Genomic DNA, 22,084 nt, shown 5'->3' on the forward strand with positions numbered 1-22,084 from the left:
CCCTTCGCCCTACCCAATCGGCGGGCGGGCCATCAGAAGGCCAACGATACCAGCCAGCGCGAGATAAGGCCCGAAGGGCTGCGGCTGGTGACGGCCGACGCGCCGCGCAAGGATCAGCGCCAGGCCCACCACCACGCCGGCCAGCGAGGCGGCGAGCAGCACCATGGGCAGCGCAGCCAGGCCCAGCCATGCGCCCAACGCGGCCAGCAGCTTGAAATCGCCGTACCCCATGCCTTCGCGTCCCGTCACCCACAGAAACGCGTGATGCAGTCCGCGCAGGAACAGGTAGCCGACGGCCGCGCCCAGGACGGCCTGGACGGGCGATGTAAATACCGAAAGCGTGTTGACGAGCAGGCCCGCCCAGACGAGCGGCAGAGTGATAACGTCGGGCAACAGCCCGGTTTCCGCGTCGATCCAGGCCAGCGCGACCAGGGCCGCGGCCAGGATCATCGCGCAGGCCGCCGCCAGGCCAGGACCGTAGTGCCATGCGCACAGCGCGAACAGCGCCGCCGTCGACAGTTCGATCAGGGGATAACGCCACGCGATGCGGGCGCCGCAATCGCCGCAGCGGCCGCGCAAGCCCAGCCACCCGAGCAAGGGGATGCGCCGCCACCCGCGTATCGCGGCCCCGCAGGCCGGGCACTGGGCCAATGGCCGCCATAGGCTGGGACGCGGCGACGCCGGCCCCGCGCCGCCGTCGGGCGACGATGCTTCCCAGTCGTATTCCAGGATGCGCGGCAGGCGATGCACCACCGTGGTCAAGCAGCTGCCGACCGCCAACCCCAGCAGGGCGGCGAGCAGGATAACGGCATGCGGAGCGATAGACACGAATGGATCCATGAAGGAAGGCCGCGAGCGATATTGGCCGCGTACAACGACCCGTGTACTACCGTCCCGGAAGACGGCGTACGTGGGCATGGCGGGGAGCGGGTTCCGGGCATGCGGTATGCAACCGCCGCCCGGCGCCCGCTCGCGGACACCGGGCGCCGGCATTATCCGACATGCGTGGATTTGTTCAATGCCGGCCCCTGGCCATCCGAGGCAAGGGGCGACGCGCCGCGGTAGAGCATTCATGCGAGAATTGTGCGCATGTGTTTTAACCAGGATACGCTGTCATGCCCGCCCTCTCCGACGCTTGTGAACCCCCGGCCCCGTTCGTACCGTCCCTACGGCTGCGCCCTGTCGCGGTACTTGCCTTGGCCCTGGCCGGGGCAGCCGGCGTCGCCGGCTGCGCGGAACAGAAACAGGCCGGCTATTACGACTTGCCGCGCGGCAATACCATCCACGACGCGCAGGTCATGGGCACCGGGGCGGACTACCGGCCCGTGGTGCGCGCGCCTTCGCAATTGCAGATCGACCTGAAGGCGCCGACGCCCACCCAGCAGCAGCAGATGGACGCGCAGCGTGCCCGTGCCGTCCAGGAGGGCCGCACCAGCGAAGACGGCCAGCCCGTGCCGCCGCCGGCAGTGGCCTCGGCCGACACCGACGCGGCGCCCGCGCCCGCGCCGTCGCCCAACGCCGCGGAACGCAGCCTGGTGCCGCAGCCCCAGACCTACATGGGCACCTTGCCCTGCTTCGCGGCCGGCATGGAATGCGACGCGCAGCGCATCACGCTGACGCTGGCGCCCAACGGCCGCTGGCGCGGCCGTTCCTCCTATCTGGATGGCGCTGCCGGCCAGGGCAAGCCGATCGCGGAACAGGGCTGCTGGCAGGTCACCGACGAAAAACCCCCGCGCGTCTTCCTGATCGGGCCGGACAACAACACCCGGGCGGAATTCGTCCTGGCCGCCAACAACGTATTGCGCCTGCGGGCCATCGCGGGCGTCACGCCCACCCTGAACTACACCCTGACACGCCAGCCGGATCTGGATCCGATCAACGAACTGGCCAGGCAGACGCCGCCCAAGTGCCCCTGAGCACCTGGAGAGCAGCCGCCGCGCGGCGCCGGTCATGCCGGCCCGCCAGGCGGCACACGGAAACCGCCCATGCATGGGCGCTGATCCGCCCGCCCCCAGCGGCCCTTCCCGCGGCCTAGTCGTTGCAGCGCCTATGCGGGCACATGCGGCAGGCCAGCTCCACGGCGTTGCGCACGCCCATCTTGCGAAAGATGCGCGCCCTATGGGCCTCGGCCGTCCGCGACGAGATATTCAGCTCGATGGCGATGTATTTATTGGATTTGCCGGTGACGAGATAGGTCGCGATGTGCCGTTCGCGCGGCGTCAATGCCACCGTGGGTTTTCTTGCGCACCCGTGCGCGTGAATCATGCTGGCCTCCCTGGTGATGGGTAGGCCGGTAGTCTTGCACGGATGCCGGGGCGCCGAAAGCTGTCAGTTCTGACAGGGTGACGATTTCGCCACGGGACCAGTACAGATGGCGACGTTTCCAGAGGGAAGACATGCCGAAAAAAAGCCCCGGCGCGCGGATGCGGCCAGGGCCTTTCGTGTCGGATGCGTCCGATGTTGCCCGCCTTACCCTTTCTACAATTCCAGGTTGTCGATCAAGCGGGTGGCACCGAGCTTGGCCGCGGCCAGGACGACCAGCGGCTCGCCGGCCGCCATGTCCGCGGCATCCGGGGCTTTCAGGTCGCGGCGGCGGCGCACGGCGATGTAGTCCACCTGCCAGCCCCGTCCCGCCAGGGCGGCCGTGGCGGCCGCTTCCAGCGCCGCGGCGTCGTGCTGGCCGCCGGCCAATTCCTGCTGCACCTGTTGCAGCTGGGCATAAAGCGCGGGGGCCTCTGCCCGTTCGGCCGGGCTCAGGTAACGGTTGCGCGACGACAGGGCCAGGCCGTCCTGCGCGCGCACGGTTTCATGCGCCAGCACGTCCACCGGCAGCTGGAACTGGCGGCACATCGCCCGCACGATCATCAGTTGCTGGTAATCCTTCTTGCCGAAGACGGCCACCCGCGGCTGCACGCAGGAAAACAGCTTCAGCACCACCGTGCACACGCCGGTGAAGAATCCCGGGCGGAATTCGCCTTCCAGGATATCGCCCAGGTCGTCGGGCGGCCGCACGCGGTAATTCTGCGGTTCGGGGTACATCTCGCGTTCGTCGGGGGCGAACAGGACGTAGACATCGCGCTCACGCTCCAGCTTTTCGATGTCGTCGGCCAGGGTGCGCGGGTAGCGGTCGAAGTCTTCCGACGGGCCGAACTGCAGGCGGTTGACGAAAATACTGGCCACCACCGGGTCGCCATGCTGGCGCGCCAGCTTCATCAGCGCCAGGTGGCCTTCGTGCAGGTTGCCCATGGTGGGTACGAAGGAAACCCGGTTCTGCCCGCGCAGCTGGTCGCGCAGTTCCTGGATGGTGTGTACAACTTTCAAGAAGGTCTCCGGGAATGGGCGCACCGCGCGGCGGGCGCCGGAAATCAGGCTGCCTCGGCCGCGACGCTGGTATAAGCCAGCCGCACGTAGATGGGCGCGTAGGGCTCGGCCTGCGTAATTTCCAGCAGGGATTCGCGCGCCAGTTCCAGCATGGCGATGAAATGCACCACGACCACGGCGACGGGCGCGCCTTCGTCGATGCGCTCCATGAACAATTCGCTGAATTCCATGAACCGCACATCGCCCAGGCGCCGCAGGATGTGGGTCATGTGGTCGCGCACGGACAGCTGTTCGCGCGTGATGTGATGGTGGGCGTTCAGCTTGGCGCGCTTCATGATGTCGGCCCACGCCTGGCGCAGGTCTTCGGGCGACACATCCGGCATGGCGCGTTCGACGCTGAGGTCCGCCACGGCCTGCGTCCGCTGGAAATCGCGGCCCAGCTGGGGCAGCGCATCGAGCTTCTGCGCCGCCAGCTTCATCTGTTCGTACTCCAGCAGACGGCGGACCAGTTCGGCGCGCGGGTCTTCGACTTCTTCGCCGGTATCGCTCTTGCGGACCGGCAGCAGCATGCGCGATTTGATCTCGATCAGCATCGCGGCCATCAGCAGGTACTCGGCCGCCAGCTCCAGGTTATGCACCCGGATCTGCTCTACATAGGAAAGGTATTGCCGCGTGACATCCGCCATGGGGATGTCCAGCACATTGAAGTTCTGCTTGCGGATCAGGTAGAGCAGCAGATCCAGGGGGCCTTCGAAGGCCTCCAGGAATATTTCCAGTGCATCGGGGGGGATGTACAGGTCCTGCGGCAGCTGGAACAGCGGTTCGCCATACAGGCGCGCGAAAGCCACGCTATCGACGGTGTCGGGCGTGCTATCCACCGGCGGCTCCACGAGCGCTGCCAGGTCCTTCCCCGGCACGGAAGCGTTCTGCGACATAAGCGAGGCGCGCCCGCTCAGTCGTTCTGATAGACGTATGGCCTTTGCGGGACACGCGCGGCACGGAAGCCTTCCAGCAGCTCGGGATCCTGAGGCTTGTCCCAGAGCAGGCCGCGGCCTTCGCGCTGCCGCTTTTCCACATCGGGATGCGTCTTCTTGTAATCCTTGAGGAAAAGGGTGATTTCCGATTCGTAGTTGGTGGCCATGGGACCGTGCTTCGGGCAGTTGCGATACCGGCCAGTTTACTTCAGGGCGGCGGAAAGCGCGGCGCTACAATGGCCCGGCTCTCCGCCGCCCCTCCCCGACATGTCCACCAAAACGCTGGCCTCCGTCCCTCCGCTCGCCGATCCCGCCGCCTTGCGGGCGGCCAGAATGATCCCGTTCATCGTAGGCTGCGCCCTGTTCATGCAGATGCTGGACGCGACCGTCGTCGCGACCGCCCTGCCGGCCATGGCGGCGTCGCTGAATTCCACGCCGGTGCGGCTGAACGTTGCGATCACCTCCTATCTGCTGGCGGCCGCCGTATTCGTCCCGGTCAGCGGCTGGGCGGCCGACCGTTTCGGCGCCCGCCGCGTCTTCATCGCCGCCATCGCCCTGTTCACCCTCAGCTCGGTGGCCTGCGCGCTGTCGCAGACAGTGGCGCAACTGGTCCTGTCGCGCATCGCGCAAGGGGTCGCCGGCGCCATGATGGTGCCCGTGGGGCGGATCATCCTGCTGCGCACCGTGCCCAAGGAAGACCTGCTCAAGGCCATGTCCTTCCTTTCCATTCCGGCACTGCTGGGGCCGGTGATCGGCCCGCCGCTGGGCGGCTTCCTGGTGACCTATGCCTCCTGGCACTGGATCTTCCTGATCAATGTGCCCATGGGGGTGCTGGGCATCGCACTGATCCTGCGCCATATCCAGGAGATCCGCGAAAAAAACGTGCCGGGGCTGGACTGGCTGGGCTTCGTGCTCAGCGGCATCAGCATGGCCACCCTGGTCGGCGGCTTCGAAGCCGTGGGGCAGGACGCCGCCGCCAACATCCACGCCCTGGGCGTGATCGCCATTGGCCTGGTCAGCGGCTTCTGGTACGTGCACCGCTCGCGCAAGGTCGCGCACCCCATCATCGACCTGTCCCTGATGCGCATCCCGACCTTCAAGATCTCGACGCTGGCGGGCAACCTCTGCCGTTTCTCGGTGGGCGCCACGCCCTTCCTGCTGGCCATGCTGCTGCAGGTGGGCTTCGGGCTGACGCCCTTCGCGGCGGGCATGATCACCTTCGCCAGCGCGGCGGGCGCGCTGCTGATGAAGTTCGTGGCCACGCCCATCGTGCGCCGCTACGGTTTTCGCCGGGTGCTTACCGTGAACGCCGTGCTGACGGGGGCGTTCATTTGCGTGTGCGCCCTGTTCCAGCCGAATACGCCATCCTGGCTGATCATCGTGGTGCTGCTGATCGGCGGCTTCTTCCGTTCCCTGCAGTTCACCGGGGTCAACGCGCTAACCTACGCCGATATCGGGCCAGACAAAATGAGCCGCGCCAGCAGCTTCGCGGCCATGGCGCAGCAGCTCGGCGTCAGCCTGGGCGTGGGCGTGGCGGCCGTCACGCTGAATGTCAGCATGGCCCTGCGGGGGTCGGAACGCGCCAGCATTGCGGACATCGTCGCCGGCTTCCTGGTGGTGGGCCTGCTGTGCGCGGCCTCGTTTTTCTCGTTCCGCCGGCTCGACCCGGCGGCCGGCAGCCAACTGAACGGACAAAAGGCGCAGACGAGCGATGAAGAATGACTACATTCTGGCCCTGGACCAGGGCACGACCAGTTCCCGCGCCATCGTATTCGACCGGGAGGGCCGCGCCCGCGGCGTCGGCCAGCGCGAATTCCGCCAGTACTATCCCCATCCCGGCTGGGTCGAGCACGATGCCAATGAAATCTGGCGCAGCCAGCTGGAGGTCGCCCGCGAAGCCCTGCACAACGCCGGCGCGACCGCGGCCGACATCGCCGCCATCGGCATCACCAATCAGCGCGAAACCACGCTGATCTGGGACCGCGCCAGCGGGCGGCCGCTGGCCCACGCCATCGTCTGGCAGGACCGCCGCACCGCCGAGGCCTGCGACCGCCTGCGCGGTGAAGGCGGGGCCGAGTTCCTGCAGGAACGGACGGGGCTGGTGCTGGATGCCTATTTCGCAGGGACCAAGCTTGCCTGGCTGCTGGACAACGTGCCCGGTGCACGCGCCGCGGCCGAACGGGGCGAGGTCGCCTTCGGCACCATCGACACCTGGCTGATCTGGCAACTGACGGGCGGCAAGGTCCACAGCACCGATTGCACCAATGCATCGCGCACGCTGCTGTTCGACATCCACAAGCAGGACTGGAGCGATGAACTACTGGAATGCCTGAACATTCCGCGCGCCGTGCTGCCCGCCGTCGCGCCCAGCAGCGCGGTGGTGGCCGAAACGCTGCCGCAATGGTTCGGCGGCGCCATCCCCATCGCCGGCGTGGCGGGGGACCAGCAGGCCGCCACCTTCGGCCAGGCCTGCTTCAAGCCCGGCATGGCCAAGAACACCTACGGCACCGGCTGCTTCATGCTGATGAACGTGGGCGACAAGCCCGTGGTGTCGCGCAACCGGCTGCTGTCCACGGTAGGCTGGGGCCTGCCGCGCCCGCCGGAAGACGGCGCCGATGCGCAAGTGTTCGCCAACGGGCGGCCCGCCTGGACGCCGACCTTCATGCTGGAAGGCGGCGTGTTCGTGGCCGGCGCCGCGGTCCAATGGCTGCGCGACGGCCTGGGCATCATCCAGCGTTCGGAAGACGTGCAGGCGCTGGCCGGTAGCGTGCCGGATACGGAAGACGTCTTCCTGGTGCCCGCCTTCGCCGGCCTGGGGGCACCGCACTGGGACCCCTATGCGCGCGGCACCCTGGTCGGCCTGACGCGCGGCACCACTCGCGCCCACGTCGCCAGGGCCACGCTGGAATCCATCGCCCTGCAAAGCGCCGAGCTGCTGATCGCCATGAAGGCCGACTGCGGCATAGAACTGTCCGAGCTGCGCGTGGACGGCGGCGCGGCCCGCAACGATCTGCTGATGCAGATGCAGGCCGACCTGCTGGGCGTTCCCGTGGTGCGGCCGCGCGTGTCCGAATCCACCGCGCGCGGCGCGGCGGGGCTGGCCGGCCTGGCGGTCGGTTTCTGGGACGACATGGACGCCTTCGCCGCGCAGTGGCAGGCGGAACGGCGTTTCGAGCCCGCGTGGTCCGCCGACCAGCGCGAGGCGCGCCTGCGCCGCTGGGGCCAGGCGGTGGAGTTGTCCAAGGGCTGGGCCGCGGGCGCGAGCCGCTGAGGTGAAACCCATTCCCGAAGCGCTGCGCGCTTCCCGCTTGTATCTTTACGGTTCGGACGGTTCAAGATGCCGCGGCCGCGGACCGGCAAGGCAGGCGCCTGCCGCGTCCCGGATCCGATCTGTTCATGCGATGTGGCGGCGCAAGCCGCGGTGGAGCACCTGAAATGAACCTCGCCCGCATCGACCTTGTCACGCTTGCGCTGTTCGTCTCCGTCGCCCGGCTGGGCAGCATTTCGGCCGGCGCGCGGCAGGCGCGGCTGGCCGTGGGCGCGGCCAGCAAACGGATTTCCGACCTGGAGGCGGCCCTGGGATCGCCGCTGCTGTTCCGCAAGGCGGCCGGCGTGGAACTGACGGACGCCGGACAAGCCTGCCTGACGCACGCCACCCGCATCCTGCAGGAAGTCGACCAGATGGCGGGCACGCTTTCCGATTACGCGCAGGGCGTGCGCGGCCAGGTGCGCATCGCCGCCAACACATCGTCCATCACGCAATTCCTGCCCGATGACCTGTCGCGCTTCATGACGGAACACCCCGCGGTGCGCATCGACCTGGAAGAACAGAACAGCAGCGATATCGTCGCCGCCGTGGTAGAGAATCGCGCCGATATCGGCATCTTCGGCGAACGCACCCCGGAAGCCGGGCTGCAGACCTTTCCCTACCGGCGCGACGAATTGGTGCTGGTGGTGCCCGACAGCCATCCGCTGGCCGCGCGGGCCAGCGTGGCCTTCGCCGAAACGCTCGAATATGACTACGTGGGCCTGCCGCCCACCACATCGCTGGCCAGCCTGCTGGCGCAAGCGTGCACGGGCCTGGATATCCCCATGAAGCTGCGCATCCAGGTACGAAGCTTCGATGCCATCTGCCGCATGGTGGTTGCCACGCGCGGCGTCGGCGTGCTGCCGCGCATCGCCGCCGAACCACACGCGCGGTCCATGCAATTGCGCCTGATCGCGCTGACCGACGACTGGACGCGGCGCTGGCTGCTATTGGCGGTGCGCGACGCGGAAACGCTGCCCCTGGCGTCGCGCATGCTGCTGGCGCAGCTGCGGGCGGCGGGCTGACCGGCGCTGCGGGGCAGGCGCGCGAAGCGCGCAGACCGATGCTTGGGCCCTTGCGTGCGAAGCGCTCGGATTAAGCGTCCAGGTACGGCAGATACCAGGCAGCCCCGCCCTGCTTCACAGCAAACCCAGCGCGGATGCCTTCAGCGTCGCCGCGGCCCGCGTGGAACATTCCAGCTTGCGGAAGGCGTTCTCGACGTGGGTGCGCACGGTGCTTGGGCTCAGCGCCAACAGGCGCGCGACTTCCTTGTTGGTGCTGCCCCGGCTGATGGCGCGCAGTACGTCGCGTTCGCGCGGCGTCAGCAAGGCGTTGTCCGCGCGTGGCACGCCGTCGGTGCCTGAAGCGGGCGTGCCCGCCGCCGGCGCGTCCTCGATGCCTTGTGCGGGACTGCGCGCTGTCAGCGCGTCGACGATGCGGCGGTCGAAGCGGCCGCGATCGGCCTCATCGCGCAGGCACGCGGCCGCCGCGTCGTCGGGCAGGGCCGCCCGCCACGGCCGGGGCGAACGCAGCGCCACCCAGGCGACCGAGGCAGCCAGGATCTGGGCGGATTGCCCGACGGCCGGTGCGCCGATGGCGCGGAAATAGCCGGACCCGTCGGCGCGTTCATAGGCATACGAACCGAGCTCGGCGGCATCCGCCAGGGACCCCGTCTGCTTGCCCGCGCGCGCCGTCCAGTATGGCACCAGCCGCACCTTCTCCCAGGCCGGCGCGGACAGCCGGCCAGGCGTATCCCAGATGGCGTTCGGCACCGCGGCGCGGCCGATGCCGTGCACCAGCCCCGCGCGATAGACGGCACGCAGCGTGTCTTCGTCCGTGGCCAAGCGCAGCGCGCAAGCGGCCGCGGCGTCCGCGACGGCGCGCGAATACCCCGTCATCCACGGCAGCTTCAGGTCGATGATGTCGGCGATCAGCTCCAGCGGGGCCGGCTGCGAAGTGGACGGCGTGGGCGTCAAAACCCCTTGCGTGGATTCCAGGGCCGATCGCGTGGATGCCGGAGCCGACCGCGCCGCCTGCGGGGCGGATGGCGGGGGCGGCAAGCCCTCCGGCGCGGATGTGTCATCGTCCAGTTCGCGCATCCACTGCTCGGCGTGCGTCATGGCGATATCCGCCAGGTCGGCGGGATAGGCCGCATCGGCCTTGCCGCGTATCAGTTCACGCGCCCGGCTCACGCCATAAACGCGGGCGTATATCTCCAGGTCGCCCGCCAGGGCAACGACGAATACACCGAGGGGCACCGCGGCGCCGCGCAGGCCGCCAGGCTGACCGCTGCCGTCCCAGGCCTCGAACACATTGCGCAGGATGTGCTGGGCGTTCCCGGACAAGCGCAACATCGCCGCGACCTGGCCGGATACCTCGCAATGGACTTCGGCCAGCGGCCGGATCGCCGCCGCCGCGCCGCCGTGTCGCGCCAGCGGCGCGGACCATCCCGGCCGCATGGCCAGCATGGCCTCGCGGCCCAGGACATCGTCGCCCAGCACGTCCGCGAAACCGGACGCATTGGCCGTGCAGCCGGACCAGCGCAGCAAGCCGGCCTCCTGCACGGCGTGGACCACGTCGTCGCCCAATCCCGCCGCGCGCGCGATATGGCACGCCAGCCGCGCCACGCGCGGAGAGTGATCCGTCGGCTGGCCCATGCTGAGGTCGCCGATAAAAGCCAATGCCCGTATGCCGTCGAACACCGGCACGGGGTTGCCACGCACATGCATCCGCGCACGCTCCGTATCGCCCATCGCCGCCTGCCGCGCGGGCGGCTTCGGCCGGGGAGGCGCCGGGATCGGATGTTCATCCGATGCCCTTATTCCGCCCCAAGCCCCAAGCTGGCGTCTCCTGAAACCGCACCGAGGATAGCACCATGAAAACCCCCTTCAAGAAATACCTGTCCGCCCTGTTCCTGGGCAGCGCCCTGGCCGCCACCGCCGTCCATGCCGCGCCGCCGCCGCAAGACCTGAAAGGCAAGAACATCGTGCTGGTGCATGGGGCCTTCGCCGATGGCTCCAGCTGGAACAAGGTCATTCCGCTGCTGCAGGCGCGCGGCGCGAACGTCGTGGCCGTGCAGAACCCGCTGACCTCGCTGCGCGACGACGTCGCGGCCACGCGCCGCGCCATCGACGCGCAGCCGGGGCCGGTCATCCTGGTCGGACATTCCTGGGGCGGACCGGTCATCACGGAAGCGGGCAACGACGACAAGGTCAAGGCCCTGGTCTATGTTGCCGCCTTCGCGCCGGACAACGGCCAGTCGATCGCCGACCTGACGCAAGGCGCGCCCGCGCCGGCATGGGCCGCCGAACTGCGCAAGGACGCGGGCGGCTTCCTGACCTTGTCCACGGACGGCATCCTGCACCAGTTCGCGCAGGACCTGCCGCCGGCATCCGCGCGGCTGGTCGCCGCCACCCAGGGCGCCTGGGCGGAAACGGCCATCGCGGACAAGGTCTCGACCGCGGCCTGGCACAACAAGCCGTCCGCCTTCGTCGTCACCGACCAGGATCACATGATCGACCCCCGCCTGCAGGCCAGAATGGCGGCGGCCATCGGCGCGACCGTCACCCACGTGCCCGCCAGCCATGTCGTCATGCTGAGCCAGCCGGCCGCCGTGGCCGCCGCCATTGCCGCCGAGGCGAAAAAGGCCGATTGAGCGTCCTTTCTCGTTTGCGGAAACCCCCTTTGGCGAATGCGTCATTCCCCCCGCGTCTCCCCCTGCGGCACACTGTCGCTCCCTGAGTGGCTGTGCGCGGGGAGGAGATATGGCACGACAAATACTCGCGGGCATCCGCGTGCTGGAACTGGGGCAGCTGATCGCCGGCCCCTTCGCGGCGAAGACGCTGGCCGACTTCGGCGCCCAGGTCATCAAGATCGAACCCCCGATCGTGGGCGACCCGCTGCGCAAATGGCGGATGCTGCACGAAGGCACGTCCGTCTGGTGGGAAGCGCAGTCACGCAACAAGCAGTCGGTCTGCGTGGACCTGCGCCAGCCGGAAGGCCAGGACATCGTGCGCCTGCTGGCCGCCGAGGCCGACGTGCTGATCGAGAATTTCCGGCCGGGCACCATGGAGAAATGGGGCCTGTCCTGGGAAACGCTGCACGCCCTGAATCCGCGCCTGATCATGCTGCGCATCTCCGGCTATGGCCAGACCGGCCCGAAGTCCGGTGAACCGGGCTTTGCCGCGATCGGCGAAGCCATGGCCGGCCTGCGCTACCTGAACGGCGAGCCGGGCCGCGCGCCGGTGCGCGCCGGGCTGTCGCTGGGCGACACCATCGCCGGCCTGCATGGCGCGCTGGGCGTGCTGCTGGCCCTGTACGAGCGCGACGCCCGCGGCGGCACCGGGCAGGTGATCGACGCGGCGCTGTACGAAAGCATTTTCAACCTGACCGAAAGCCTGTTGCCCGAATATTCCGTATTCGGCGCCGTGCGCGAGCCCGCCGGCGCGGCGCTGCCGGGCATCGCGCCGTCCAACGCCTACCCCTGCCAGGACGGCTACGTCCTGATCGCCGGCAACGGCGACGGCATTTATACGCGGCTGATGTCGCGCATCGGCCGCGAAGACCTGGCGCGCGATCCCGCGCTGGCGCGCAACGACGGCCGCGTCGCCCGCGTGGCGGAAATCGATGCGGCGATCGGCGGGTGGACGCAAACGCGCACCATCGACCAGGTACTGGACGGCATGCGCGAAGCCGGCGTGCCCGCAGGGCGCATCTACAGCATCGCCGACATCGCGCAAGACCCGCATTACCGTGCCCGCAAGGCCATCGTGACGGTGGAGGCCGCCAGCGGCATCGCCGTGGAAATGCCGGCCGTCTTCCCGCTGCTGTCGGACAATCCGGGCGCGGTGCGCGAGCGCGCGCCCACGCTGGGCGAGGACACCGAAACGGTATTGCGCGAAGCCGGCGTGGACGAAGAACGCCTGGCCGTGCTGCGAGTCGCGGGCGTTATCGCATAGCACGGCGATATCGCAAGCGGGATACCGAACCGCGCATCACGTTTCATCGAACCGGCAACGCAGTACGTGACAACGCACCACCGCTCACCGAACCGGCAACGCAGCACCTGACCACGCATCAACGCATTACCGAACCGGCAACGCAGCACTGCCATCATTTCGCACAACAAAGAACGGAGACATTGACATGCATGCCCGCTATCTGACCCATCCCCTGCGCCGCCTGATGGCGGCCGCCGGCCTTTGCGCGCTGGCCGCCGCGCCGCTGGCCGCCGGCGCCGCCTATCCCGACCACCCCATCACGCTGATCGTTTCGGCCGCGCCGGGCGGCACCACCGACATCGCGGCGCGCCTGATCGCCCAGCCGCTGGCGAAGGCACTGGGGCAAGCGGTCGTCGTGGAAAACAAGCCGGGCGCCTCCGGCAGCATCGCGGCGCAGGCCGTCAGCCGCGCCGCCCCGGACGGCTACACCCTGCTGCTGCAGTACTCGGGCTACCAGGTCATCACGCCGCTGATCACCCCGGGCCTCACCTGGGATCCCATCAAGTCCTTTACGCCCATCGCCAACGTGCTGTCCGCGCCGCAGGTCGTCGTGGTGCGCCCCAGCCTGCCCATCAAATCGCTGAAGGAGCTGGTGGACTACGCCAAGGCCCATCCCGGTGAACTGAACTACGCATCGTCGGGCAACGGCTCGCTGCAGCAGGTCGCCACGGAGCTGCTGAACCAGATGGCGGGCATCAAGACCACGCACATCCCGTACAAGGGCACGGGCCCGGCCATGGCCGACCTGCTGAGCGGCTCGGTCGACATGACCATCACCACGCCGCCGCCGCTGCTGGGCCAGATCGCGGCGGGCAAGCTGCGCCCCCTGGCCGTTACCGGCAAGGCGCGCCTGGAATCGCTGCCCAATGTGCCGACCGCCGCCGAAGCCGGCTATCCCGACCTGATCGTCTCATCCTGGTTCGCGATGTATGCGCCGGCCAATACGCCCAAGGGCGTGGTCGACAAGCTGGCTGGCGAGATCGACAAGATCATGAAAACGGAGGAATTCCGCAAGAAGGCCGCCGAACAGGGCGCCGAGGCGGAATTCATGGGCCCCGAGCAGCTTGGCAAGTACACGCAGGACGAACTGGTGCGCTACAAGGACGTCGTCGAAAAGGCCAACATCAAGGCCAACTGATCGCGGCTGGAAGGCCAACGTCAGCCTATGTGACGACGGGGCGGCACGCCCCGATGCCAGCCCGGGAGGCAACGCCGCCCGGGCTTTTTTTCGTTCCGTGCCGTGGCTCCAGCGCGCGGGAACGAGCCGCGCCAGCCCTATCCCTGATGTTCTCCCACGACACTGCGCAGACTATCCAGCGCCATTTCGACGGCCGCGGGCTGGAAGGTTTCCTGCCGCCAATACATCGCCACCGCGCCGAAGCCGGACAGCCGGATCGGCAGGATGCGCATCACCCTCATGTGCGTGAAGCGCAGCGCCGCGCGGTGCGAAGCCACGCCGATCAGGTCGCTATTGCTGATCAGGGTCAGGTTGACGGTGACTGAATTCGATTCCACGTGGTCGGCCGGCATGGCCTTGCCCGCGGCCGCCAAGGCGGTATCCAGCGCATTGCGGATCGGCGTTCCCTTGGGCCAGACGATCCAGCGATAAGCCATCAAGTCTTCCCAGGTGATGCGGGACAGGCCGAACACCGGATGGCGCGGACGCGCCACCATGTGCACCGGCTCGAGGTATAGCGATTCGGACAGGATGGCGGGGTCATGATGCTCCGGCGCGGACCGGCCGACGACGATATCCAGTTCGCCCTGCGCCAGCTGGGCCAGCAGATGGTCCATGGTGGATTCGACCAGCTTCACGCGCGCCTGCGGCATGCGTTCCAGCAGCCGCATGACCGCCAGCGGCACCGTGTCGGAGGCCGAGGCGCCGGACGCGCCGATCACCACGCGCCCGCCGCCGCCCTGGCGCAACGCCGCCATATCGCCGCTGGCGCGCTCCAGCTGGGCATCGATGCGCTGGGCGTGGGCGATCAGGGCCTCGCCATACGGCGTGGGGCGCAAGCCGCGCGCGTGCCGCTCGAACAGCGGCAGGCCGATATCGTCCTCCAGGTCTTTCAGCCATTTCGACAGGCCGGGCTGCGTGGTGTTCAGCATGGCCGCGGAGTGGCTGATGTTGCGCGTCTGCGCCAGGCTGAGCAGCATCTTCAGGTTGCGCAGGCGCAGCCGGTAGGTCCAGTCCATGGATGTCTCGATGCCGGCGGAACCTGGCCCGGCCGCCGCCGCGCGGGCGATCCGTCAGCCTCGCGGCGGGCCGTCGCCCGTCAGCCATATGGTTTTAAGTATGGTTAATAAGATAATTTCATTTCTGAAGACATATCGCCGCTCACATAATACGCAAAAACGTCAAGGAGACAAGGCCATGGCAGAAGGAACATCAACCCGCGCCGACCGCGCCGCCTACTACGAGCGCATCGCCCGCAAGAACATGGCGCCGCTGTGGGAATCCCTGCACAACCTGGTTCCCCGCACGCCGCAGCCGCGCTGCGTCCCGGCCATCTGGCGCTACAACGACGTGCGCGCCGACGTGATGGAAGCCGGCTCGCTGATCACCGCCGAAGAAGCCGTGCGCCGCGTCCTGATTCTGGAAAACCCCGGCCTGCCGGGCCAGGCCAGCATCACCCAGACGCTGTACGCCGGCCTGCAGCTTATCCTGCCCGGCGAAATCGCCCCCAGCCATCGCCACACGCAATCGGCGCTGCGCTTCATCGTGGAAGGCGCCGGCGCGTATACCGCGGTCAACGGCGAACGCACCACCATGCACCCGGGCGACTTCATCATCACCCCCTCGTGGACCTTCCACGACCACGGCAATATCGAAGCGGCCGAAGGCGGCGAACCGGTGGTCTGGCTGGACGGCCTGGATATTCCGCTGCTGCGCATGCTGGACGCCGGCTTCGCCGAGAACTATCCCGCATCCACGCAGCCGGTGACGCGGCACGAAGGTGACAGCTTCGCCCGCTTCGGCAACAACATGGCGCCCGTGCGGCACGTGCCCGCGAACGGTAATTCGCCCATCTTCAACTATCCCTATGAACGCAGCCGCGAGGCCCTGGACCAGCTGTATCGCTTCGGCGAACTGGACGCCTGGGACGGCGTGAAGCTGCGCTATGTAAATCCCGCGACCGGCGGCTATCCCATGCCGACCATGGCGACCTTCATGCAGTTCCTGCCCGCCGGCTTCCAGGGCAAGACCTATCGCAGCACGGATTCGACCGTCTATTCGGTGGTGGAAGGCCGCGGCACGGCGCGCGTCGGCGACCAGGAATTCCATTTCGGCCCGCGCGATGTGTTCGTCGCGCCGTCGTGGCAGCCGGTGCAGCTGGCCGCCATGGACGACGCGATCCTGTTCAGCTATTCCGACCGTCCGGTGCAAGCGGCCCTGGGCCTGCTGCGGGAAGAACGGGAAGAGTAGGAAAAGGCCCACCCCCGAAGCGCTTCGCGCTTCCCCCTCAAGGGGGCGACGCCAGAGGACCGGCGGAGCCGGATCCTCGGCGTCCCCGGTCGGGCCAGACCGGTGGATGTTCGCCGCAGTCGCGCTTGAAGGGTCGACGCGAGCGAGCGGGAGAGCCGGGTCGGCGGCGTTCCGGGTGGGTCCGAGTTTGTTTCATGCGACGGTGAATCGTCGTCCGTTTTCTGTTCTTTGCCAACAAAGGCTTTTTGCAAATGCCCTACGTCTTTGCCCCGCCGGCGACTGTCGCCGTGCCCGTCGCCGGAACCGGCGACAGCTTTCCCGTGCGCCGCGTGTACTGCGTGGGCCGCAACTACGCCGCCCATGCGCGCGAAATGGGCTTCGATCCCGACCGCGAACCGCCGTTCTTCTTCTGCAAGCCGGCCGACGCGGTGATGCCGGTGGCGGAAGGTGAAACGCTGGACCTGCCCTACCCCACGGAAACGTCCAACTACCATTACGAGATCGAGTTGGTCGCGGCCATCGGCAAGCCCGGTGCGAACATCGCGGTGGGCGATGCGCTGGGCCATGTGCACAGCTACGCCGTCGGCCTGGACATGACGCGCCGCGACCTGCAGATGAAGATGCGCGAAGCCGGTCGCCCCTGGGAACTGGGCAAGGCCTTCGACGACAGTGCGCCCATCGGCCCGCTGCATCCGGTCAGCGCCAAGGGGCATTTCGAGCAAGCCGGCATCTGGTTGAAGGTGAACGGCCAGGACAAGCAGCGCAGCGACACCTCCAAGCTGATCTGGTCGGTGGCCGCGACCATCAGCTATCTGTCGCGCTACTTCCGCCTGGAAGCGGGCGATCTCATCTACACCGGCACGCCGGAAGGCGTGGGGCCGGTGATCAAGGGCGACCTCATGGAAGGCGGGGTCGAGGGACTGGGCACCTTGCGCGCACGGGTGGTGTAAGCCATGAAAGATACCGACGTCATTATCGTGGGCGCGGGCGTGGGCGGGCTGGTGCTGGCCCTGAGCCTGCACCAGGCCGGCATCGCCTGCCGGGTGTACGAAGCCGTTCCGGAAATCAAGCCGCTGGGCGTGGGCATCAACCTGCTGCCGCACGCGGCGCGCGAGCTGGACGAACTGGGCTTGCTGCCGACGCTGGACAAGCTGGGCGTGCACACCAAGGAATCGATCTTCTTCACGCGCCACGGCCAGTTCATCTACAGCGAACCCGCGGGCAAGGCGGCCGGCTATGCCTGGCCGCAATACTCCATCCACCGCGGCGACCTGCAGATGGCGCTGCTGGATGCCGTGCGCCAGCGCCTGGGCGCCGAGAGCATCCTGGCCGACCACCGCGCCGTGCGTGTCGAGCAGGACGCCGACGGCGTCACCGTGCACATGACCGATAGCGCCGGCACGCCGCGTCCGGCCGTGCGCGGCGCCATCGTCGTCGGCTGCGACGGCATCCACTCGGCACTGCGCAAGCAGCTGTATCCCAACGAAGGCGCGCCGCGCTATTCCGGCGTGAACATGTGGCGCGGCGTCACGCGCTGCAAGCCCTTCCTGAGCGGCGGCAGCATGGTCCGCGCCGGTTGGCTGTCGATCGGCAAGATGGTGATCTATCCCATCCAAAACAACATCGACGCGGAAGGCAACCAGCTCGTGAACTGGGTCGCCGAGATCGAATCGGCCGAACCCGCGGTGCGCGACTGGACCCGCCAGGGCCGCCTGGAGGACTTCTTCCCGGCCTTCGCCGACTGGCATTTCGACTGGCTGGATGTGGCCGCGCTGATCCAGAACGCCGACTCGGTGCTGGAATACCCCATGGTCGACCAGGACCCGCTGCCTACCTGGACGCAAGGCCGCATGACCCTGCTGGGCGATGCCGCGCACCCCATGGTGCCGCGCGGCTCCAACGGCGCCGGTCAAGCCATCATCGACGCACGCTTCCTGGCCGGCCAGCTGAAGAAGCAGGGCCTGGTTCCCGCGGCGCTGCAGGAGTACGACCGAGCCCGCGTCGCCGCCACCACCAAGGTCGTGCTGACCAACCGCAGCAATCCGCCGGACGCCATCCTGCGCGAAGCCTACGAGCGTTCGCACGACCAGCGCTTCGAACGCATCGAGGACGTCATCAGCCGCGAAGAACTGCAGGCCATTTCCGATCGCTACAAGCAAGTGGCCGGCTTCGATCCCGCAACGCTGACATCGCGGCCGTCCTTCCTCTGATCCGGCAGTACCACCCATCGGGCGCGGCGCGAACGCCGCGTCCGCAAGGAGACAACATGAAGACCCTGTTACGCGCCCTGGCCGCGCTGGCGCTTGTGATGACGGCATCCGTCAGCCAGGCCGCCTGGCCGGACCGCCCGATCACGCTGATCGTGCCGTTTACGCCCGCCACCGGCATCGACCTGGTGGCGCGCCAGCTGGCCGCCACCCTGCCCAAGACGCTGGGCCAGTCCGTCATCGTGGAAAACCTGGCCGGCGCCAGCGGCAACATCGGCACGGAGAAAGTCGCCCGCGCCGCGCCGGACGGCTACACCTTCCTGGTGACCGTGAACACCTTCGTCATGAACCAGCCCCTGTACAAGGAAAAGCTGCACTACGACCCCGTGAAGGATTTCGCCCCGGTCAGCCTGACCTCCTGGGGCACGCTGCTGCTGGTCACGCACCCGTCCAATCCCGTGAGCACGGTGCAGCAGCTCGAAGACGCCGCGCGCAAACAGCCCGGCAAGCTCACCTACGGCACACCCGGCGTCGGCACGCCGCACCACCTGGCCATGGCGCTGCTGCTGGACCAGACCAAGACGGAAATGCTCCACGTGCCCTACAAGGGAACGGCGGGCGCCGTCACCGATATGCTGGCCGGCCGTCTGGACTATATGTTCCTGCCAGTGCACGTGGCGCTGCCGCAGATCAAGGCCGGCAAGCTGAAGGTCATCGCCACCGGCAGCCCCAAGCGCATTGCGCAGCTGCCCGATGTGCCCACGCTGACCGAATCCGGCCTGCAGGGCGCGGACGTCGACATGTGGTACGGCGTGCTGGCGCCCAAGGGCACGCCGGCGGCCATCATCGACAGCCTGAACAAGCAGATCGCCGAGGCGCTGAAGGCGCCGTCCACCGCTACCGCGTTCGAAGCCCAGGGCATGGTGCCCGCCACGTCCACGCCGGCGGAATTCGGTGACCTGATCGCCCGGGACGCCAAGCGCTGGAGCGATATCGTCACCCGCGCCGGCATCAAGGCGGACTGAGTCCGGGAACAGCATCCATGCAACTCTATAGTTTCTTCAACAGCTCAACCTCTTACCGCGTACGCATTGCCCTGGCCCTGAAGGGCCTGGAGCACGACTACCAGGCCATCAACATCCGCACGCTGGAACATCGCGCGCAGGCCTACATGGACAGGAACCCCTCGGGCAGCGTGCCGCTGTTGAGCGATGGCGATATGAACCTGGGGCAGTCGCTGGCGATCATCGACTATCTGGATGGCATCCATCCGGAACCGCGCCTGATCCCGCGCGACATCCCGCTGCGCGCGCGCGTGCTGGAATTGAGCAGCGTCATCGCCTGCGACATCCATCCGGTCAACAACCTGCGCATCCTGCGCTACCTGACCGATGTCCTGGGCGTGTCCGCGGAACAGAAGGATGCCTGGTACCGGCATTGGGTGCAGGATGGCATGCGGGCGGTGGAGGCCCTGCTGGTCCGCCATGGCCACGGCCCCTACTGCTTCGGCGACGCGCCCACGCTGGCCGATGTCTGCCTGGTGCCGCAGATCGCCAATGCCCAGCGCATGGGCTGCGACATGTCGGCGTACCCGCGCGCCATGGCGGTCTACGCGCATTGCAGCGCGCAGCCGGCCTTCCAGCGCGCGGAGCCGGCCAGGCAGCCGGACTTCATCAAATAGGGCGGCGCGGGGCGCCGCCCCGTGCTTCAGTTCGTGCTGGCGCCCGACACCTGCACGATTTCCTTGTACTTGCTCTTTTCGTTGCGCACGAAGTCGGCGAACTGCGTGGGCGACATGGGCTTGACTTCCGAGCCCATGGTCAGCAGGCGCTGGCGCACGTCGGGCTGCATCAGCGCCGCGCTGTAGGCCTTGTTCAGCTTGTCGACCACGGCCTGCGGCGTGCCGCCCGTGGTGAATACGCCGAACCACGTGCCCAGGTCGAAATCCTTGACGCCGGATTGCTCGACCGTCGGCACGTCGGGCAGCAAGGACGACCGTTCCTTCGTGGTCACGGCCAGGGCCTTGACCTTGCCATCCTTGATCAGCGGCGCGGACGCGGCCAGATTGTCGAACATGAAGTCCGATTGGCCCGACAGCAGCGCCAGCTGCGCCGGAGACGCGCCCTGGTAGGGAATGTGCTCGATGTTGACGCCAGCGCGCGCCTTCAGCAGCTCGCCCGACAGATGCCCGGCGCTGCCGTTGCCGCCCGAACCGTAGTTCAGCTTGCCGGGGTTGGCCTTGGCATAGGCGATCAGGTCGCTCAGGCTGTTGATGTTGTTCTTCTTGGCGAAGTCGACGTTCATGACCAGCACGTTCGGCACCGACGCCACGATGGTCACCGGCGCGAAGTCCTTGATGGGATCGTAGGGCAGGTTCTTGAACAGCCAGGGATTGATGGCATGCGTCGCCACGGCGCCCATCACCAGGGTATAGCCGTCCGGCTGCGCCTTGGCCGCCAGGTCGGCGCCGATATTGCCGCCCGCGCCGGCGCGGTTTTCCACGATCACCGGCTGGCCGAGTTCGGCGCGCACCTTCTCGGCCAGCATGCGGGCGGTGGTGTCCAGCGGTCCGCCGGGCGGATAAGGAACGATGAAGCGCAGCGGCTTGCTTGGATAGCTGGCCGCGGCGTGCGCGACCACGGGCGCCACGGCGGCCAGCGCGATGGCGCCGCACGCCAGCACGCGGCCCAGGCGGGCAAACAGATTAGGGGACATGATCTCCTCCCACGTTTTGAAATAACCCGTAGCATAACTGAGAAGATAGGCAAGCCTTTTCCGGAATAAACGGCCGTCCCCGGCCATGGATGACAGCTCGAAAGCGAGCGGCGCTGGGGTATCGACACCCCACCATCGCCGGACAGCGACGACTCAATCGCGCACGACCACCATCTTGCCGGCCGCTTCATTGGCTTCCATGATGCGATGCGCTTCATGGATGTCCTCGAAGCGGAAGACGCGCGAGGGTTTTGCTTGCAGCCGTCCCGCCGCGACATCCCGTGCGATGGCCTGCAATGGCACATCCGATAACGGAAACCCCGGCGTGCCGAACACGAAGCTGCCGAAGAAAGTCAGGTACACGCCGCTCGCCATTTGCAGCAGGGGATTGAAATCCGCGATCGGCGCCAGGCCGCCCAGCCAGCCCGCCAGGCAGGCCTTGCCGCCACGCTGCAGCATCGCCAGCGAATCCAGGATGGTGCTGTTGCCCACCAGGTCCAGAACCGCATCCAGTTGCCGGGCTTCGGCGATGCGCTTGGACAGGTCCGGCCCTTCCAGCTCCACGCGCACGGCGCCCAAGGCCAGCAGCATGTCGAAGCGCTTGGGGTTGCGGGTCGTCGCGATCACCCTGGCGCCGGCATTCACCGCCAGCTTCACCGCCGCCTGGCCGAAGGCCGAGGTCGCGCCCCGTATCACCAGGGTTTGTCCGGCCTGCAGGTCCAGGTTGCGGAACAGGCAGGTCCACGCCGTGGCGTAGGTTTCGGGGATGGCGGCCAGGTCCGCCCAAGGCAGATCGGCATCGATCAAGGCGACGTTCGAGACGGGCGCTCGTGTGAACTCCGCATAGCTGCCATTGATGGTGCGGCCCAGGCCGCCCATCAATGCCGCCACCTTGGCGCCTACCGGAAACTCGCCGCCGGGGCAGGACTTCACCACGCCCACGCACTCGATGCCGCTGACGGGCGCGGCTTCGGCCCATTCGCCGCGCCGCATGTGCATTTCGGCGTGGTTGATGCCGAAGGCCTTGATCTCGATCACCACATGGCCGGCCTTCGGCTCGGGCTCCGGGATGTCCTTGTAGACCAGGCTATCCAGGCCGCCGAATTTTTCCAGCACGATTGCTCGCATTTTTT

The 22,084-nt window shown here is 67.8% G+C and carries 21 protein-coding genes; 12 read left to right on the forward strand and 9 right to left on the reverse strand.

Features of this window, described 5'->3' with window-relative positions; all coding sequences use genetic code 11:
- Positions 1-9: 9 nt before the first annotated feature.
- Positions 10-840: a prepilin peptidase gene (locus AKI39_RS21940; protein WP_066640928.1), complete on the reverse strand. Its 831-nt coding sequence runs from the start codon at positions 838-840 to the stop codon at positions 10-12.
- A 275-nt stretch (positions 841-1,115) separates the two neighbouring features.
- On the opposite strand from AKI39_RS21940, the gene AKI39_RS21945 reads away from it, so the two are divergent.
- Positions 1,116-1,916 carry a copper resistance protein NlpE N-terminal domain-containing protein gene (locus AKI39_RS21945; protein ID WP_066640929.1) on the forward strand — a complete coding sequence of 267 codons (801 nt, stop codon included), beginning with the start codon at positions 1,116-1,118 and terminating at the stop codon, positions 1,914-1,916.
- Between the two features lie 115 nt (positions 1,917-2,031).
- On the opposite strand, the gene AKI39_RS21950 is transcribed toward AKI39_RS21945, so the two are convergent.
- From AKI39_RS21950 to AKI39_RS21965, 4 genes are all read right to left on the reverse strand, one after another.
- On the reverse strand, positions 2,032-2,265 hold the full coding sequence (locus AKI39_RS21950; protein WP_083228988.1) for a LuxR C-terminal-related transcriptional regulator: 234 nt from the start codon (positions 2,263-2,265) through the stop codon (positions 2,032-2,034).
- 213 nt (positions 2,266-2,478) lie between these two features.
- Entirely contained in the window at positions 2,479-3,321 is an 843-nt protein-coding gene (gene panC / locus AKI39_RS21955) for a pantoate--beta-alanine ligase (protein ID WP_066640933.1), read from the reverse strand.
- 44 nt (positions 3,322-3,365) lie between these two features.
- Positions 3,366-4,256, reverse strand: a complete 891-nt coding sequence (locus tag AKI39_RS21960) for a segregation and condensation protein A (RefSeq protein WP_066640935.1) — start codon at positions 4,254-4,256, stop codon at positions 3,366-3,368.
- Positions 4,257-4,273: 17 nt separating this feature from the next.
- The gene (locus AKI39_RS21965) at positions 4,274-4,462 is read right to left on the reverse strand and encodes a DUF3460 family protein (RefSeq protein WP_066640936.1); all 189 of its coding nucleotides are present in this window, start codon (positions 4,460-4,462) and stop codon (positions 4,274-4,276) included.
- Positions 4,463-4,628: 166 nt separating this feature from the next.
- On the opposite strand from AKI39_RS21965, the gene AKI39_RS21970 reads away from it, so the two are divergent.
- The 3 genes from AKI39_RS21970 to AKI39_RS21980 all read left to right on the forward strand — a co-directional run bounded on the left by AKI39_RS21970 (position 4,629) and on the right by AKI39_RS21980 (position 8,627).
- Positions 4,629-6,017 carry a DHA2 family efflux MFS transporter permease subunit gene (locus AKI39_RS21970; protein WP_083229152.1) on the forward strand — a complete coding sequence of 463 codons (1,389 nt, stop codon included), beginning with the start codon at positions 4,629-4,631 and terminating at the stop codon, positions 6,015-6,017.
- Entirely contained in the window at positions 6,007-7,566 is a 1,560-nt protein-coding gene (gene glpK, locus AKI39_RS21975; RefSeq protein ID WP_066640939.1) for a glycerol kinase GlpK, read from the forward strand. Before AKI39_RS21970 ends, glpK begins: the two co-directional genes overlap by 11 nt.
- 164 nt (positions 7,567-7,730) lie before the next feature.
- Positions 7,731-8,627: a LysR family transcriptional regulator gene (locus AKI39_RS21980; RefSeq protein ID WP_066640941.1), complete on the forward strand. Its 897-nt coding sequence runs from the start codon at positions 7,731-7,733 to the stop codon at positions 8,625-8,627.
- Between the two features lie 114 nt (positions 8,628-8,741).
- On the opposite strand, the gene AKI39_RS21985 is transcribed toward AKI39_RS21980, so the two are convergent.
- Positions 8,742-10,331, reverse strand: a complete 1,590-nt coding sequence (locus tag AKI39_RS21985; RefSeq protein WP_145925349.1) for an HD domain-containing phosphohydrolase — start codon at positions 10,329-10,331, stop codon at positions 8,742-8,744.
- Between the two features lie 146 nt (positions 10,332-10,477).
- Between AKI39_RS21985 and AKI39_RS21990 the strand changes: the two genes are divergently transcribed.
- The 3 genes from AKI39_RS21990 (at position 10,478) to AKI39_RS22000 (ending at position 13,740) form a co-directional block, all read left to right on the forward strand.
- Positions 10,478-11,257 carry an alpha/beta fold hydrolase gene (locus AKI39_RS21990; RefSeq protein ID WP_066640944.1) on the forward strand — a complete coding sequence of 260 codons (780 nt, stop codon included), beginning with the start codon at positions 10,478-10,480 and terminating at the stop codon, positions 11,255-11,257.
- A 109-nt stretch (positions 11,258-11,366) separates the two neighbouring features.
- Entirely contained in the window at positions 11,367-12,560 is a 1,194-nt protein-coding gene (locus AKI39_RS21995) for a CaiB/BaiF CoA transferase family protein (RefSeq protein ID WP_066640945.1), read from the forward strand.
- 187 nt (positions 12,561-12,747) lie between these two features.
- A complete protein-coding gene (locus AKI39_RS22000) occupies positions 12,748-13,740 on the forward strand; it encodes a Bug family tripartite tricarboxylate transporter substrate binding protein (RefSeq protein ID WP_066640946.1) in 993 nt (330 codons plus the stop codon).
- Positions 13,741-13,877: 137 nt separating this feature from the next.
- On the opposite strand, the gene AKI39_RS22005 is transcribed toward AKI39_RS22000, so the two are convergent.
- Positions 13,878-14,798 carry a LysR family transcriptional regulator gene (locus AKI39_RS22005; protein ID WP_066640947.1) on the reverse strand — a complete coding sequence of 307 codons (921 nt, stop codon included), beginning with the start codon at positions 14,796-14,798 and terminating at the stop codon, positions 13,878-13,880.
- 178 nt (positions 14,799-14,976) lie between these two features.
- Between AKI39_RS22005 and gtdA the strand changes: the two genes are divergently transcribed.
- From gtdA to maiA, 5 genes are all read left to right on the forward strand, one after another.
- Positions 14,977-16,029, forward strand: coding sequence for a gentisate 1,2-dioxygenase (gtdA, locus tag AKI39_RS22010; RefSeq protein WP_066640950.1), 1,053 nt, complete (start codon positions 14,977-14,979; stop codon positions 16,027-16,029).
- 251 nt (positions 16,030-16,280) lie between these two features.
- Complete coding sequence (locus tag AKI39_RS22015; RefSeq protein ID WP_066640952.1) at positions 16,281-16,979, forward strand: fumarylacetoacetate hydrolase family protein; 699 nt, start codon at positions 16,281-16,283, stop codon at positions 16,977-16,979.
- A 3-nt stretch (positions 16,980-16,982) separates the two neighbouring features.
- Positions 16,983-18,239 (forward strand): flavin-dependent oxidoreductase, encoded by a 1,257-nt coding sequence (locus tag AKI39_RS22020; RefSeq protein ID WP_066640954.1) that lies wholly within the window; start codon positions 16,983-16,985, stop codon positions 18,237-18,239.
- Positions 18,240-18,295: 56 nt separating this feature from the next.
- A complete protein-coding gene (locus tag AKI39_RS22025) occupies positions 18,296-19,261 on the forward strand; it encodes a tripartite tricarboxylate transporter substrate binding protein (protein ID WP_066640956.1) in 966 nt (321 codons plus the stop codon).
- Positions 19,262-19,278: 17 nt separating this feature from the next.
- Complete coding sequence (gene maiA, locus AKI39_RS22030) at positions 19,279-19,917, forward strand: maleylacetoacetate isomerase (RefSeq protein WP_066640958.1); 639 nt, start codon at positions 19,279-19,281, stop codon at positions 19,915-19,917.
- A 26-nt stretch (positions 19,918-19,943) separates the two neighbouring features.
- Here the strand turns inward: maiA and AKI39_RS22035 are convergent, their stop codons facing one another.
- Both AKI39_RS22035 and AKI39_RS22040 read right to left on the reverse strand, forming a co-directional pair.
- Entirely contained in the window at positions 19,944-20,951 is a 1,008-nt protein-coding gene (locus tag AKI39_RS22035) for a Bug family tripartite tricarboxylate transporter substrate binding protein (RefSeq protein ID WP_066640960.1), read from the reverse strand.
- A 153-nt stretch (positions 20,952-21,104) separates the two neighbouring features.
- Positions 21,105-22,079 carry a zinc-binding alcohol dehydrogenase family protein gene (locus AKI39_RS22040; protein ID WP_066640962.1) on the reverse strand — a complete coding sequence of 325 codons (975 nt, stop codon included), beginning with the start codon at positions 22,077-22,079 and terminating at the stop codon, positions 21,105-21,107.
- Between the last annotated feature and the right edge of the window lie 5 nt (positions 22,080-22,084).

The sequence above is a fragment of the Bordetella sp. H567 genome (genome assembly GCF_001704295.1).
Taxonomy (GTDB): domain Bacteria; phylum Pseudomonadota; class Gammaproteobacteria; order Burkholderiales; family Burkholderiaceae_B; genus Bordetella_C.

Excerpts from the sequence above, each read along its gene's own strand:
- AKI39_RS21940 (WP_066640928.1), bottom strand. The coding sequence starts at position 840 with ATGGATCCATTCGTGTCTATCGCTCCGCATGCCGTTATCCTGCTCGCC.
- AKI39_RS21945 (WP_066640929.1), top strand. The coding sequence starts at position 1,116 with ATGCCCGCCCTCTCCGACGCTTGTGAACCCCCGGCCCCGTTCGTACCG.
- AKI39_RS21950 (WP_083228988.1), bottom strand. The coding sequence starts at position 2,265 with ATGATTCACGCGCACGGGTGCGCAAGAAAACCCACGGTGGCATTGACG.
- AKI39_RS21960 (WP_066640935.1), bottom strand. The coding sequence starts at position 4,256 with ATGTCGCAGAACGCTTCCGTGCCGGGGAAGGACCTGGCAGCGCTCGTG.
- AKI39_RS21965 (WP_066640936.1), bottom strand. The coding sequence starts at position 4,462 with ATGGCCACCAACTACGAATCGGAAATCACCCTTTTCCTCAAGGATTAC.
- AKI39_RS21970 (WP_083229152.1), top strand. The coding sequence starts at position 4,629 with ATGATCCCGTTCATCGTAGGCTGCGCCCTGTTCATGCAGATGCTGGAC.
- glpK (WP_066640939.1), top strand. The coding sequence starts at position 6,007 with ATGAAGAATGACTACATTCTGGCCCTGGACCAGGGCACGACCAGTTCC.
- AKI39_RS21980 (WP_066640941.1), top strand. The coding sequence starts at position 7,731 with ATGAACCTCGCCCGCATCGACCTTGTCACGCTTGCGCTGTTCGTCTCC.
- AKI39_RS21985 (WP_145925349.1), bottom strand. The coding sequence starts at position 10,331 with ATGCATGTGCGTGGCAACCCCGTGCCGGTGTTCGACGGCATACGGGCA.
- AKI39_RS21990 (WP_066640944.1), top strand. The coding sequence starts at position 10,478 with ATGAAAACCCCCTTCAAGAAATACCTGTCCGCCCTGTTCCTGGGCAGC.
- AKI39_RS21995 (WP_066640945.1), top strand. The coding sequence starts at position 11,367 with ATGGCACGACAAATACTCGCGGGCATCCGCGTGCTGGAACTGGGGCAG.
- AKI39_RS22000 (WP_066640946.1), top strand. The coding sequence starts at position 12,748 with ATGCATGCCCGCTATCTGACCCATCCCCTGCGCCGCCTGATGGCGGCC.
- AKI39_RS22005 (WP_066640947.1), bottom strand. The coding sequence starts at position 14,798 with ATGGACTGGACCTACCGGCTGCGCCTGCGCAACCTGAAGATGCTGCTC.
- gtdA (WP_066640950.1), top strand. The coding sequence starts at position 14,977 with ATGGCAGAAGGAACATCAACCCGCGCCGACCGCGCCGCCTACTACGAG.
- AKI39_RS22015 (WP_066640952.1), top strand. The coding sequence starts at position 16,281 with ATGCCCTACGTCTTTGCCCCGCCGGCGACTGTCGCCGTGCCCGTCGCC.
- AKI39_RS22020 (WP_066640954.1), top strand. The coding sequence starts at position 16,983 with ATGAAAGATACCGACGTCATTATCGTGGGCGCGGGCGTGGGCGGGCTG.
- AKI39_RS22025 (WP_066640956.1), top strand. The coding sequence starts at position 18,296 with ATGAAGACCCTGTTACGCGCCCTGGCCGCGCTGGCGCTTGTGATGACG.
- maiA (WP_066640958.1), top strand. The coding sequence starts at position 19,279 with ATGCAACTCTATAGTTTCTTCAACAGCTCAACCTCTTACCGCGTACGC.
- AKI39_RS22035 (WP_066640960.1), bottom strand. The coding sequence starts at position 20,951 with ATGTCCCCTAATCTGTTTGCCCGCCTGGGCCGCGTGCTGGCGTGCGGC.
- AKI39_RS22040 (WP_066640962.1), bottom strand. The coding sequence starts at position 22,079 with ATGCGAGCAATCGTGCTGGAAAAATTCGGCGGCCTGGATAGCCTGGTC.